The sequence below is a fragment of the Streptomyces sp. NPDC048424 genome (genome assembly GCF_040651555.1).
Classification (GTDB): domain Bacteria; phylum Actinomycetota; class Actinomycetes; order Streptomycetales; family Streptomycetaceae; genus Streptomyces.
Genome location: NZ_JBEZKE010000023.1, coordinates 22,199 through 34,577 on the forward strand (window position 1 = coordinate 22,199; position 12,379 = coordinate 34,577).

At 71.8% G+C, this 12,379-nt stretch carries 12 protein-coding genes; 7 read left to right on the forward strand and 5 right to left on the reverse strand.

Annotated features, from left to right (window positions below):
- The first annotated feature begins 6 nt into the window (after positions 1 to 6).
- Both AB0D29_RS27670 and AB0D29_RS27675 read left to right on the forward strand, forming a co-directional pair.
- Complete coding sequence (locus AB0D29_RS27670) at positions 7 to 543, forward strand: arginine repressor (RefSeq protein ID WP_030706175.1); 537 nt, start codon at positions 7 to 9, stop codon at positions 541 to 543.
- Positions 544 to 608: 65 nt separating this feature from the next.
- Positions 609 to 1,517 (forward strand): hypothetical protein, encoded by a 909-nt coding sequence (locus AB0D29_RS27675; RefSeq protein WP_362857937.1) that lies wholly within the window; start codon positions 609 to 611, stop codon positions 1,515 to 1,517.
- On the opposite strand, the gene AB0D29_RS27680 is transcribed toward AB0D29_RS27675, so the two are convergent.
- Both AB0D29_RS27680 and AB0D29_RS27685 read right to left on the reverse strand, forming a co-directional pair.
- Positions 1,504 to 2,190: a L,D-transpeptidase family protein gene (locus tag AB0D29_RS27680; protein ID WP_362858048.1), complete on the reverse strand. Its 687-nt coding sequence runs from the start codon at positions 2,188 to 2,190 to the stop codon at positions 1,504 to 1,506. The two genes, AB0D29_RS27675 and AB0D29_RS27680, sit on opposite strands and share 14 nt — an antisense overlap.
- Before the next feature lie 158 nt (positions 2,191 to 2,348).
- Positions 2,349 to 3,914, reverse strand: a complete 1,566-nt coding sequence (locus AB0D29_RS27685; protein ID WP_362857939.1) for a hypothetical protein — start codon at positions 3,912 to 3,914, stop codon at positions 2,349 to 2,351.
- A gap of 165 nt (positions 3,915 to 4,079) precedes the next feature.
- Here AB0D29_RS27685 and AB0D29_RS27690 point away from each other — a divergent pair, with 165 nt between their 5' ends.
- Together AB0D29_RS27690 and argH are read left to right on the forward strand one after the other, a co-directional pair.
- Complete coding sequence (locus AB0D29_RS27690) at positions 4,080 to 5,273, forward strand: argininosuccinate synthase (protein ID WP_030765556.1); 1,194 nt, start codon at positions 4,080 to 4,082, stop codon at positions 5,271 to 5,273.
- Positions 5,274 to 5,379: 106 nt separating this feature from the next.
- On the forward strand, positions 5,380 to 6,807 hold the full coding sequence (gene argH / locus AB0D29_RS27695; protein WP_362857941.1) for an argininosuccinate lyase: 1,428 nt from the start codon (positions 5,380 to 5,382) through the stop codon (positions 6,805 to 6,807).
- 54 nt (positions 6,808 to 6,861) lie between these two features.
- Here the strand turns inward: argH and AB0D29_RS27700 are convergent, their stop codons facing one another.
- Positions 6,862 to 7,287, reverse strand: coding sequence for a hypothetical protein (locus AB0D29_RS27700; RefSeq protein WP_362857943.1), 426 nt, complete (start codon positions 7,285 to 7,287; stop codon positions 6,862 to 6,864).
- Positions 7,288 to 7,460: 173 nt separating this feature from the next.
- Positions 7,461 to 7,994: an HAD domain-containing protein gene (locus tag AB0D29_RS27705; protein ID WP_362857945.1), complete on the reverse strand. Its 534-nt coding sequence runs from the start codon at positions 7,992 to 7,994 to the stop codon at positions 7,461 to 7,463.
- A gap of 89 nt (positions 7,995 to 8,083) precedes the next feature.
- Here AB0D29_RS27705 and AB0D29_RS27710 point away from each other — a divergent pair, with 89 nt between their 5' ends.
- The 3 genes from AB0D29_RS27710 to AB0D29_RS27720 all read left to right on the forward strand — a co-directional run bounded on the left by AB0D29_RS27710 (position 8,084) and on the right by AB0D29_RS27720 (position 11,721).
- Positions 8,084 to 8,635, forward strand: a complete 552-nt coding sequence (locus AB0D29_RS27710) for a TetR/AcrR family transcriptional regulator (protein ID WP_030706189.1) — start codon at positions 8,084 to 8,086, stop codon at positions 8,633 to 8,635.
- On the forward strand, positions 8,632 to 10,176 hold the full coding sequence (locus tag AB0D29_RS27715; protein WP_362857947.1) for an MFS transporter: 1,545 nt from the start codon (positions 8,632 to 8,634) through the stop codon (positions 10,174 to 10,176). Before AB0D29_RS27710 ends, AB0D29_RS27715 begins: the two co-directional genes overlap by 4 nt.
- 69 nt (positions 10,177 to 10,245) lie before the next feature.
- Complete coding sequence (locus tag AB0D29_RS27720) at positions 10,246 to 11,721, forward strand: membrane-associated oxidoreductase (protein ID WP_362857949.1); 1,476 nt, start codon at positions 10,246 to 10,248, stop codon at positions 11,719 to 11,721.
- A gap of 3 nt (positions 11,722 to 11,724) precedes the next feature.
- Here the strand turns inward: AB0D29_RS27720 and AB0D29_RS27725 are convergent, their stop codons facing one another.
- Positions 11,725 to 12,354, reverse strand: a complete 630-nt coding sequence (locus AB0D29_RS27725; protein WP_362857950.1) for a lysophospholipid acyltransferase family protein — start codon at positions 12,352 to 12,354, stop codon at positions 11,725 to 11,727.
- Between the last annotated feature and the right edge of the window lie 25 nt (positions 12,355 to 12,379).

Below are 12,379 nucleotides of genomic sequence, written 5' to 3' on the forward strand. Positions count from 1 at the left end.
ACGACGATGAGCCAGGCGCAGGACAACGAGCAAGTCGGACAGGCCGTCCCGCAGACCCGCACCGCGCGACACCGCCGGATCGTGGACATCCTCAACCGGCAGCCGGTCCGCTCCCAGAGCCAGCTGGCCAAGCTGCTCGCCGACGACGGGCTGAGCGTCACCCAGGCGACGCTCTCCCGCGACCTCGACGAGCTGGGCGCGGTGAAGATCCGCAACACCGGTGGCGAGCTGATCTACGCGGTGCCCAGCGAGGGCGGCTTCCGCACCCCGCAGGCACCGCTCGGCGAGTCCGCGAAGGAGGAGCGCATGCGGCGCCTCTCCGGGGAGCTGCTGATCTCGGCGGAGGCCTCCGCGAACCTCGTGGTCCTGCGCACCCCGCCGGGTGCGGCGCAGTTCCTCGCCTCGGCGATCGACCAGGCCGAACTCCGCGCGATCCTCGGCACGATCGCCGGCGACGACACCCTGATGCTGATCAGCCGGGACCCGGCGGGCGGCCAGGCCCTCGCCGACCACCTCCTGAGGCTGGCGCAGAAGGAGGGCTGAGCCGGGAGGTCCGGGGCGCCGGAAATCCGGTGCCGCGGCGGGGCCGGCCGACATAGCCTCGGCGCGTGCTCCGATTCGTCCTCGCCATATCCGTGTCCCTCGTGACCGCCGCCGTGTACGGGCCCCTCGCCCTGCGGTGGCGGCGCCGGGTCCGGATCCGCCGCGAGATCCTCCGGCTCGTCGCCACCGTCGACCCGGAGCCGTACCACGCCGCCCTGCTGCGGAACGAGGCGACCGAGGCGGCGGCCGCCGAACTCCTCCTCGACGGGTGCCTCCGGATCGACGGGGAAGGAGCGGCGTTCCTGACCGAGGAGGGCCGCGACCCCGCCCGCACGCCCGTCCACCCGCTGCCCGCCGCCCTGTTGGACGCCGTCCGCCGCCACGATCCCGAGCCCGTGTCCATCGGCTGGATCGACTGGTGCGACGAGGAATACCTGCGGCGGCGCAGCGCGTACCGGAACGAACGGGACGCCCTGCTGCCCGATCTCCCGAGGATGCCGGACGGCGAGGGGAACAAGCTGCTGGCCTGCTGCGGCTGCGTGGGCATCGTCCTGGTGATGTTCTTCTGGGTCCTGGCGAGCGTGCTGCTGGTGGCCGAGCGCCCGCACGGCGTACGGGAATGGGCCTGCGCCGCGGTGGCCGCCGTCGGCCTGGCGGCGCTGGCGTTCGCCGAGAAGGCCCACAGGGAGGTCCGGGCCCGGACGGAGTGCGGCGACCCGCTGGGTGACCTGATCCGCGCCGAGCCGCACCCGGCCTTCGCGGCGCTGGACGAAGAGCAGCGGCTCCTCGTGCTGCGGAGCATCGGTGACCGCACCACGGGGCGCGGCGCCGACCAGGTCGCCGAAGCGGAAGACGAGGGCGACGAGGACGAGGACGACGAGTGGCTGGACGACAAGGTCTGGTGGGAGGACGCGTACGAGTACCGGGCCGCCGACGAGGACGAGCCCGAAGCCAAGGGATCTAGTAGCGGGTGACGGCGAGCGGCCCGTCCTGCGTGCCGATCGCGATGTGCGGGTGGCGGCGCGGGTTCGCCCAGCGGAGGATCTCCCGCATGGCCCGCTCGGGCACGGACACGCAACCGGCCGTCGCGCCCTTGCCGTTGACGTGCAGGAAGATCCCGGCGCCCCGGCCGCGCACGGGCCGCTCGTAGTTGAAGTCGATGAGCAGCGCGTGCGCGTACTGCTTCTCGTACGTCACCAGGTGCTCGGCCTCGCCCGGCGCGCAGTCCGCGGGCAGCGGCTCCACCCACTGGTTGTAGTGGGCGGACGCGTTGTCCTGGCACCACCAGGAGTCGCCCCGCACCCGCCGGTAGCGGACCTCCGTGCCGGCCGGCGCCCGCCGGATCCCGAAGGCGTACGGGAGTGCGTACAGCCCCGTCGGCGTGGTGCTGGTGCCCTGCGTCCGGGTCGCGCCCTCGGTGAGGCCGTTCGACCCGAAGCGGGCGGGTGCGCTGCCGGCCTCGTGCCAGCCCCCGGACCACCGGTCCCACCAGGTCAGCCGGCCGGTGGTGGATCCGGGAGCGGGCGCGACGGCGATGATCAGCTGACTGCCGCCGCCGGTGTCGGCGAGCCGGGACGGCAGGGGCGCGGGGGCCTGCGGGAGCAGGCTGCTGACGATCAGTGAGCCGGTGACGAGAGCGGTTCGCAGCACATGTCAGACGGTACGGGGCGAAAGGGGCGGAGGCGGTGCAGGCAGGCCGTCGAGGCTCGCCTCGATGTACTCCTTCCTCTCGCAGTACGCGGCGAACTCCTCGTCCGTCTTGCGGCCGAAGTGCTCCGCGTGGAGGGTGGGACTTCCCGTGCCGATCAGTGTCCTTCCGTCGCGGATCCCGTGCGGGGGAGTCCGAGCTGTGAGCGCATCTGCGACAGGACGTAGTCGCTGAACACGCCGGTGCAGCGGTCCAGAAGGGCGCCGACCTCCGGGTCCCCGATCGGAAGGGCGGGCGGCCGGCAGGGGGACCACAGGCTCCCGAGGCGTTGCCCGGCGAGCACGCGCAACCCCGCGTCCTCGTCGGTCAGCAGTTCCACGGAGGCCCGCAGTCCGGCCACGCCGCCCCGGGCGTGCAGGACGCGGTACGCCGCCAGGCGGCCGTGGCGCGGCAGGCCGGGGGCGATGCGGGCCAGCAGCCAGTCGGCGGGCAGCTGCCCCGCCGAGGCGCGCAGGCTGAGGGAGGCCTCCCGGGCCACGCCCGGCGAGGGGTCGTCCAGCAGCGGCCGCAGCAGCCCGAGGTCGGTGACGTCCAGGTGGCGCAGCCCCGCGACGGCCGCCGCCCGGACCGCCCCGGCGGGGTGGTCCAGCAGGGCGCGCAGCAGCGGGGCGTCCGCGCGGCCGGCGCACTCGGCGAAGCCCGTCACGACGTACCGGTCGATCCGGTCCGGGTCCTCGACCAGCTCGCGCAGGTGCGCGTACGGATCGCCCCCGCCCTGGCGCAGCAGCCAGCGGGCGCAGGCCCGGACCGTTCCGGAACGGTCGGTGAGGTGGTGCACGGCCTCGGCGGCCCGCCCGGCCCGGCGCAGCGCGGTGACCCCGGCGGCCCGGACCATCGGGAGGTGCCCGCCCAGCAGGGCGTCGACGGCCGCGTCCGCGTCGGTGTCCGCGTCGACGTCGGCCCGGTCCGGCCCGTCGGCCGGAGCACCGTCGCCCGGAGCCCCGGCGGCCAGCGCGGTCAGGGCGGCGTCGGTCCACAGCGTGCTCGTCACCGGGTCCTGCTCGACGGCGGCCCGCCGGGCCAGTTCCCGTACGCCGAAGAGCCCGAGGTCGAGGGTGATCCGGGTGGCGAAGCGCCGGGTCTCCAGGTCCGGGTTCCACCGCAGCCACGCCAGTACGGTGTCGGGCTCCTCGCCGGTGCGGGTGTGCGCGGGCCGCTCGGCCCGCCACCAGGTCGCGGGCCGGGCCGGCCGCCACCACGGGGCGAGGACGGGGTCCTCGGCGCGCAGGGCGGCCTCGAACCGCTCCAGCGCCCAGGCGCCCTGTCCCCGTCGTCCCAGCCGCAGGACCAGCGGGGTCAGGTCGGTCAGCGTCCGCGCGGGGTCGGCGGCCAGGGCCTGGCCGAGGAGCCGGCGGGCGCGTTTGCGCACCGCCGGGACCCAGTCGGCACACCGGATCGCGACGAGCGGGAGCGCCGGGTCCGGCTCGTCGAGCGCGGCCTCGCGGATCCGGCCGTCCCGGTGGCACAGGCGGGTCTCCGGGCGGTCGAAGCACGGCAGCGAGGCGCCCTGGGCGCGGGCCCGGCGGACCTCTTCGTCGAACGCGGTCCAGGCCGCCGGCCGGTCGGGGAGGCGGACTCCGCCGATCCCGACGCGCCTGCCGGCGAGCAGTCCCGCCGCGGCGGCCCGCCCGTTCTCCACGTCCTGTCGTTCCCAGGCGCTCATGTGCCCTCCCCTGTCCACGCGTACCCGGCGAGCCTAAGCCGTGGGCGGATGGTCGCGCGCCCCATATTCGCGCAGGTCAGGAGCCTCGCGGCGGGGTCGATTGACGAAACATACGGAGTAGTGCATAGTTATGCCTGTCGTTGAATGCACCGTAAGGAGAAACCCGTGACCGAGCGCGTCGTACTCGCCTACTCGGGCGGCCTGGACACCTCCGTCGCCATCGGCTGGATCGCCGAGGAGACGGGCGCCGAGGTCATCGCCGTTGCCGTGGACGTCGGCCAGGGCGGCGAGGACCTGGACGTCATCCGCAAGCGCGCGCTCGACTGCGGTGCGGTCGAGGCCGAGGTCGCCGACGCCTCCGACGAGTTCGCCAACGAGTACTGCCTCCCGGCGATCAAGGCGAACGCCCTCTACATGGACCGGTACCCGCTGGTCTCGGCGCTCTCCCGGCCGGCCATCGTCAAGCACCTGGTCGCCGCCGCCAAGAAGCACGGCGCCACGACCGTCGCCCACGGCTGCACCGGCAAGGGCAACGACCAGGTCCGCTTCGAGGCGGGCATCGTCGCCCTCGCCCCGGACCTCAAGTGCATCGCCCCGGTCCGCGACTACGCGATGACCCGCGACAAGGCGATCGCCTTCTGCGAGGAGAAGCAGCTCCCGATCGCGACCACCAAGAAGTCGCCGTACTCCATCGACCAGAACGTCTTCGGGCGCGCCGTCGAGACGGGCTTCCTGGAGGACATCTGGAACGCCCCGATCGAGGACATCTACGAGTACACCTCGAACCCGGCCCTGCCGCGCGAGCCCGACGAGGTCGTCATCTCCTTCAAGGAGGGCGTCCCGGTCGCCATCGACGGCAAGCCCGTCTCCGTGCTCCAGGCGATCCAGCAGCTCAACGACCGCGCCGGCGCCCAGGGCATCGGCCGGATCGACATCGTCGAGGACCGTCTCGTGGGCATCAAGTCCCGCGAGGTGTACGAGGCCCCGGGTGCGATCGCGCTGATCACCGCCCACCAGGAGCTGGAGAACGTCACCGTCGAGCGCGAGCTGGCCCGTTACAAGCGGCAGGTCGAGCAGCGCTGGGGCGAGATGGTCTACGACGGCCTGTGGTTCTCCCCGCTCAAGCGGGCGCTGGACGGCTTCATCAACGAGGCCAACCAGCACGTCACCGGTGACATCCGGATGACGCTGCACGGCGGCCGCGCCGTCGTCACCGGCCGGAAGTCGGACGAGTCGCTCTACGACTTCAACCTCGCGACCTACGACTCGGGCGACACCTTCGACCAGTCCAAGGCGCAGGGCTTCATCGAGATCTTCGGCCTCTCCTCGAAGATCGCGGCGCGGCGCGACCTCGCCTGACCGATCAGCAGTACGTGACCGCCTCCCCGTTTCCTCCGCGGCGGGGAGGCGGTTTCACATCCAGAGGCATGCCGTACATGCCATGCAGTCTTGAGGAGCAGTAGCTGTGAGCAGCAACAACGGTGACGTCCGGCTCTGGGGCGGCCGGTTCGCCGACGGTCCCGCCGAGGCCCTCGCGAAGCTGTCCGCGTCGGTCCACTTCGACTGGCGCCTCGCGCCCTACGACATCGCCGGCTCGCGCGCCCACGCCCGCGTGCTCCACAAGGCGGGCCTGCTCACGGCCGAAGAGCTCGACCGCATGATCGCCGGGCTGGACCGGCTGGAGGCCGACGTCGCCGACGGCTCCTTCACCGGCACCATCGCCGACGAGGACGTGCACACCGCCCTGGAGCGGGGCCTGCTGGAGCGGCTCGGCGCCGACCTCGGCGGCAAGCTGCGCGCCGGGCGCTCCCGCAACGACCAGGTGGCCACCCTCTTCCGGATGTACCTGCGCGACCACGCCCGGATCATCGGCGGCCTGATCGCGGACCTCCAGGACGCGCTGGTCGGCCTCGCCGAGAGCCACGCGGACGTGGCGATGCCGGGGCGGACCCACCTCCAGCACGCGCAGCCGGTGCTCTTCGCCCACCACGTACTGGCCCACGTGCAGTCCCTGTCCCGGGACGCGGAGCGGCTGCGGCAGTGGGACACCCGCACCGCGGTCTCCCCGTACGGATCGGGGGCGCTGGCCGGTTCCTCGCTGGGCCTGGACCCGGAGGCGGTCGCCGCCGACCTGGGCTTCGAGCGGGGCTCGGTCGGCAACTCCATCGACGGCACGGCCTCGCGCGACTTCGTCGCCGAGTTCGCCTTCGTCACCGCGATGATCGGGATCAACCTGTCCCGGATCGCGGAGGAGATCATCATCTGGAACACGAAGGAGTTCTCCTTCGTGACCCTGCACGACGCCTTCTCCACCGGCTCGTCGATCATGCCGCAGAAGAAGAACCCGGACATCGCGGAGCTGGCGCGGGGCAAGTCGGGCCGCCTCATCGGCAACCTGACCGGTCTGCTCGCCACGCTCAAGGCGCTGCCCCTGGCGTACAACCGGGACCTCCAGGAGGACAAGGAGCCGGTCTTCGACTCCTGCGACACCCTCGAGGTCCTGCTGCCGGCCTTCACCGGCATGATGGCCACCCTCACGGTCAATCGGGAGCGGATGGAGGAGCTGGCCCCGGCGGGCTTCTCGCTCGCCACCGACATCGCGGAGTGGCTGGTCAAGCAGGGCGTGCCGTTCCGGGTGGCGCACGAGGTGGCCGGTGAGTGCGTCAAGGAGTGCGAGGCGCTCGACATCGAGCTGGACGAGCTGACGGACGAGCAGTTCGCGAAGATCTCGGAGCACCTGACCCCCGAGGTCCGTACCGTCCTCAACGTCAAGGGCGCCCTCGCCTCCCGCAACGGCCGTGGTGGCACCGCCCCTTCGGCGGTCGCGGTCCAGCTGACCGAGCTGAAGGCCGACCTGGTCATCCAGCACGCCTGGGCGGTCCACAAGCAGTAGTACCGGGCATTGCCGGGGGCGGGGGAGCGGATGGGCTCCCCCGCCCCTTCGGCGTTACAGGCAGACGACGCTGATCGAGAACGGCCGGTCACTGTCGACGGCGGGGTTGCCGCCCGCGGACGGCGTCGCGGTGCGGACGAAGAGCGTGTTCGTGTTCAACTGGCCGACCAGGATGGACGAGCTGCCCGGACCGGGGTCGCCGCCGCCGTTGGTGTTGATGGTGCCCAGGAGGGCGCAATTGTTGAGGTTGGAAGTCGTGGTGATGTTGTAGCGGCCGTTGCCGAAGTGGTTGACGGTGCCGGTGATGCCCTGCGCGCCGAGGAACTGTCCGTTCGCGGAGATCTTGGCCCAGGCGGTGGTGGTGGCCGCCGCCCGGGCGGCCTGCTGCGGTTCGGCCGACGCGGAGGAGACGGCGACGACGCCGCCGACCGTCAGGGCCAGCGCGGTGACGCCGAAGGCGAGCTTGCGTGATGTGTTCATGGTTCTCTCCCTGCTGAAGACGGAATCAGTGCAGGTGAACCCGCCCCGGGTAAGGGCTCACTGAAGAGCAGCCTCCCGGGTCCCGGGCCGGTGGGGGAAGGCTCCCGGGGCACGGTCACTCCAAATGATCACAGTCCGCATCAGCATCGCGAACACGGGTAGTGATGATCGAATCACTGTCTGTGTCCATCTGGCCGTGGTGCCGCCCATGCGGCCAGGGCGTCGAAGTCCTCGCGGAGCAGTCCGATCCGTTCGTCGATCCGCAGCAGCAGGGCGTGCGCCAGGTGGTGCCGCTCGACGTACTCGTGGTCCATGGCCCCGATGTCGTCGTCGATCCACGCGAAGGGGCGCCCGCCCGCGTATTCGAGGATGTACTGGGTCTTCCAGAAGGTGCCGCGCGGCGCCCGGCCGTGCATCGACGGCCAGTCGATGAAGGGGAGCCGGGGCAGGCCGAGGTGGGGGCCTATCCAGTCGTTCGCCTCGTCCTTCCAGGTGGTGGCCCACACCAGTTCGTACGCGTCCGCCAGTGCGAGCAGCTCCTTCCCGTGGGCGGGATTCAGCCAGACCCGCAACGGCTTCGCGCTCTCCGCCTCCCGCCAGCCCGTCGGCCGCATCCGGTGGGTGGTGTAGCCCTCGGGGCGGCGCTGGGCCTTGGCCGCGTAGGGGTTCAGTGGTCCGTCGACATCGATCAGCAGTAGTGGCTTCATCGGGGCAGGATTCCGTTCCGGCCGCCCTCAGGCAGCTCATTTTCGAGCCGAATGAGACAGTGACGTCTCATTCGGGGTATGCTTGTCTCATGGCCATGGATCGTGACCAGGTGCTCCGCGACGCGGCCGCCCTGCTCTCCCGCAAATCGACCGCCACGATGGACGAGGTCGCCCGCGCCGCCGGAATCGGGCGCGCGACCCTCCACCGGCACTTCGCCGGGCGCGACGCCCTCGTACGGGCCCTCGAAGAGCTCGGCATCCGGGAGTTCGAGGTGGCCTTCGACAACGCCCGCCTCGACGAGGGGACGGCCGTGGAGGCGCTCAGACGCCTCGTCGCCGAGGCCGAGCCCAACGCCGAACTGCTGGCCTTCCTCGTCACCGAGAACCAGCTGTTCGAAGGTGACCAGATCAACGAGGGATGGTCCCGGCTCGACGCCCGCGTCACCGCCCTGTTCCGGCGCGGCCAGGAAGAGGGCGACATCCGGATCGACCTGAGCCCGGCATGGCTCACCGAGGCCCTCTACGGCCTCATCGGCAGTTGCGCCTGGGCCGTCATGGACGGCCGGGTCGCCGCCAAGGACTTTCAGTACATGATCATCGAGCTGCTGCTCGGTGGCGCCAGACGGAGTGTGGAGAAATGAGCCGTACCGAACAGCTGAGCAGGCAGACGGGGACGGAGGGGAAGAGCAAGGGGCGCTGGCTCGCGCTCTCCGTGCTCGTCCTGGCCGTGCTGCTGGTCGCGGTGGACGCCACCGTACTCGGCCTCGCCACCCCCTCGCTCAGCGAGGACCTCAAGCCGTCCGGCACCCAGCTGCTGTGGATAGGCGACATCTACTCCTTCGTCATCGCCGGACTCCTGGTGTCGATGGGCAGCCTCGGCGACCGCATCGGCCGGAAGAAACTGCTCCTCGTCGGCGCCACCGCCTTCGGCGCCGTCTCGGTCCTCAACGCCTACGCCACCAGCCCCGAGATGATGATCGTCGCCCGGGCCCTGCTCGGCGTGGCCGGCGCCACCCTGATGCCGTCCACCCTCGCGCTGATCCGCAACATCTTCCACGACCCCAAGGAGCGCAGCCTCGCCATCGGCATCTGGGGCGCCACCGCCTCGGCCGGCGCGGCCGTCGGCCCCGTCGTCGGCGGAGCCCTGCTCCAGCACTTCTGGTGGGGCTCGGTCTTCCTCATCAACCTCCCCGTGATGCTCGCCCTGGTCCTCGTCGGCATCAAGCTGCTGCCCGAGTCCAAGAACCCGGTCGCCGGGCCCTGGGACCTGGTCAGCGTAGGCCTCTCCCTCGTCGGCGTCATCAGCGTGGTCTACGCCGTCAAGGAAGTCGCCACCCATGGTCTGACCTGGGAGGTCGTGGCCACCGCCGGGCTCGGCGCGGGCGCCCTGTACGCCTTCGTCCGCCGCCAGTTCACCCTGCCGTCCCCGCTGCTCGACATGCGGCTCTTCAAGCACCGCGGCTTCTCCGGCGCGGTCCTCGCCGACCTGCTCACCGTCTTCGGCCTCTCCGGACTGGTCTTCTTCCTCTCGCAGTTCCTCCAGCTCGTACAGGGCCGCGGCCCGCTGGAGGCCGGCCTCGCCGAACTGCCCGCCGCCGTCGGCGCGGTGGTCACCGGCCTCATCGCGGGCAGGTACGCCCGCAAGTACTCCGTACGGTCCATCGTGGCCGGCGGCCTCGCCGCCATCGGCCTGGCCCTGGCCGTCCTGACCGTGATCCACAAGGAGAGCGGCTACCCGGTGCTCGGCGCGGCCCTGCTCGTCGTCGGCCTCGGCGCCGGATTCTCCTTCACCGTCACCGCCGACGTCATCCTCTCCAGCGTGCCCAAGGAGCAGGCCGGTTCGGCCTCCGCCGTCTCCGAGACCGCGTACGAACTCGGCGCCGCCCTCGGCATCGCCCTGCTCGGCTCGATCGTCACCGGCGTATACCAGGGCTTCACCGCCCCGGCCGGCGCCGCGGGGCCGGTGGCCGACGCCGCGCACGAATCCCTCGGCGGGGCCGTCGAAGCCGCCAAGTCACTGGACCCGGCCACCGCCACGCAGATGGTGGGCGCCGCCCAGGACGCCTTCGTGGACGGCCTGCGCCTCGCTTCCGGCGTCGGTGCGGCCGTGCTGCTGGCCACCGCCGCGGCCGCCTGGTTCCTGCTGAAGGGCCAGCGGCTCCAGGACGGCATCGAGCACTGACGTCCCGCCAGCGGGTGGTGTCCCGAACGGAGTTGACAGTCCGTTGAACCGCGGGACACCATCCCGGCGATGGAGATCAACGACCTGACCCCGGCCGAGCGCCGCATCTGGGACGCCTTCCCGCGCGGCGAGGGCGTCGACTTCCGCGAGCACCCCGACGACAGCTCCGTGGACGGAGCCGGCTGGGGGCCGGACCGGACCGTCCGCGCCGAGGTGCTGCGCGCCCTGCTGCTGGGCGCCGGCCGCACCGAGCCGGGCCGGGTCGCCGGACTGAAGGTCAAGGGCGCGAAGATCGTCGGCAAGCTCGACCTCCGGTACGCGGTCGTCGACCACCCCATCCGGCTGCGCGACTGCTGGTTCGAGCGCAAACCCCTGCTGTACGGGGCCCAGTTGCGGGCCCTCGTGCTCGGCTACTCCACCCTCCCCGGCCTCACCGCGGCCACCCTGCGCGTCGACGTGGTCCTGCGGCTCTCCTGCTGCCGGATCACGGGCCCGGTCCGCCTGCAGGGCGCCCGCATCACCGGCGGGATCTTCCTCCAGGGGGCGGTGATCGGCCCCTCGGCCGGCGAGGAGGCGGACGAGCCCGCGCTCCAGCTCAACCACGTCGACATCGGCACGGACATCATCGCCATGGACCTCACCGTCCACGGCCGGACGCGCATGAACGGCGCGACCGTCGGCGGCCAGGTCAACCTCGACGACTCCCGCCTGCTCGCCCCCGGCGGCATCGCCCTGCACGCCGAGAACCTCACCGTCGGCACCGACCTGCGCGGCCACCGGCTGGAGGCCCGCGGCACCGTCAACCTCACGGGCTCGCGCATACCGGGCCAGCTCAACCTGAGCCGCGCCGTCTTCGACAGCCCCGACGGGGTCGCCCTGCGCGCCTCCAGCTGCGTCATCGGGGAGGTGTGGCTGAGGAACTGCGAGACCCTCCGGGGCGGGTTGAACCTGCGGCGCTCCCAGGTCGACATGCTGCACATCCCGCCCGAAACCTGGCCGGAAACGATCCGCATCGACGGGCTCACCTACCGCACGCTCGCCCCCCACCTGCCCGCGGAGCAGCGGCTGCCCGCTCTGGAGCACGAGGAGTCGGGCTACCTCTCGTACGCCTACGAACAGCTCGCCGGGGCCTACCGTACGGCGGGCGACGAGGCGGCCGCCCGGACCGTCCAGCTCGCCAAGCTGCGCCGGCACCGCCGCACCCTGCCCCGGTACACGCGCCTGTGGGGGCTCCTCCAGGACGCCACCGTCGGGTACGGCTTCCGGCCGCTGCGGGCCACGGGCTGGCTGCTGGCGCTCCTGCTGACCGGGACGATCGCCTACTCGCTCGCCCCGCCCCGCCCGCTCAAACAGGGCGAGGCGCCGGACTTCAACGCGGTCTTCTACACGATCGACCTGATGCTGCCCATCATCGGCTTCGGGCAGGAGTCCGCCTACGCGCCGAGCGGCTGGTACCAGTGGTTGTCGTACCTGCTGATCGTGACCGGCTGGATCCTCGCCACCACCACGGCGGCGGGCGTCAGCCGGTCCCTGCGCAGGCAGTGACCGCTACGCGGCCTTCGCCTTCGTCGCGTACATGTCCACGTACTCCTGGCCCGAGAGCCGCATGACCTCGGCCATCACCGAGTCGGTGACGGCGCGCAGCACGTAGCGGTCGCGGTCCATGCCCTCGTAGCGGGAGAACTCCATCGGCTCGCCGAAGCGGACGGTGACGCGGCCCGGGCGCGGCATGCCGGCGCCGCCGGGCTGGAGCTTGTCGGTGCCGATCACCGCGAACGGCACCACGGGGGCCCCGGTCATCAGGGTCAGGCGGGCGATGCCGGTGCGGCCGCGGTAGAGCCGGCCGTCGGGGGAGCGGGTGCCCTCGGGGTAGATGCCGAAGACCTTGCCCTCTTCGAGGATCCGGCGGCCGGTCATCAGGGCCGCGACTCCGCCGTTGGCCCCGTCACGGTCTACGGGGATCATGCCGGAGCCGCTGAAGAACCAGGCCATGACGCGACCCTTGACGCCCTTGCCCGTCACGTACTCGTCCTTGCCGATGAAGTGGACCGTACGGTCGCACAGCAGCGGAAGGATCATGGAGTCGATGAAGGTGAGGTGGTTGCCCGCCAGGATCACCGCTCCTTCGCCGGGGATGTTCTCGATGCCCTCCACACGGGTGCGGAACATCATGCGCATGATCGGTCCGACAGTGGCTTTGATG

Excerpts from the sequence above, each read along its gene's own strand:
- AB0D29_RS27725 (WP_362857950.1), bottom strand. The coding sequence starts at position 12,354 with ATGCGCATGATGTTCCGCACCCGTGTGGAGGGCATCGAGAACATCCCC.
- AB0D29_RS27715 (WP_362857947.1), top strand. The coding sequence starts at position 8,632 with ATGAGCCGTACCGAACAGCTGAGCAGGCAGACGGGGACGGAGGGGAAG.
- AB0D29_RS27700 (WP_362857943.1), bottom strand. The coding sequence starts at position 7,287 with ATGAACACATCACGCAAGCTCGCCTTCGGCGTCACCGCGCTGGCCCTG.
- AB0D29_RS27720 (WP_362857949.1), top strand. The coding sequence starts at position 10,246 with ATGGAGATCAACGACCTGACCCCGGCCGAGCGCCGCATCTGGGACGCC.
- AB0D29_RS27705 (WP_362857945.1), bottom strand. The coding sequence starts at position 7,994 with ATGAAGCCACTACTGCTGATCGATGTCGACGGACCACTGAACCCCTAC.
- AB0D29_RS27710 (WP_030706189.1), top strand. The coding sequence starts at position 8,084 with ATGGCCATGGATCGTGACCAGGTGCTCCGCGACGCGGCCGCCCTGCTC.
- AB0D29_RS27685 (WP_362857939.1), bottom strand. The coding sequence starts at position 3,914 with ATGAGCGCCTGGGAACGACAGGACGTGGAGAACGGGCGGGCCGCCGCG.
- AB0D29_RS27670 (WP_030706175.1), top strand. The coding sequence starts at position 7 with ATGAGCCAGGCGCAGGACAACGAGCAAGTCGGACAGGCCGTCCCGCAG.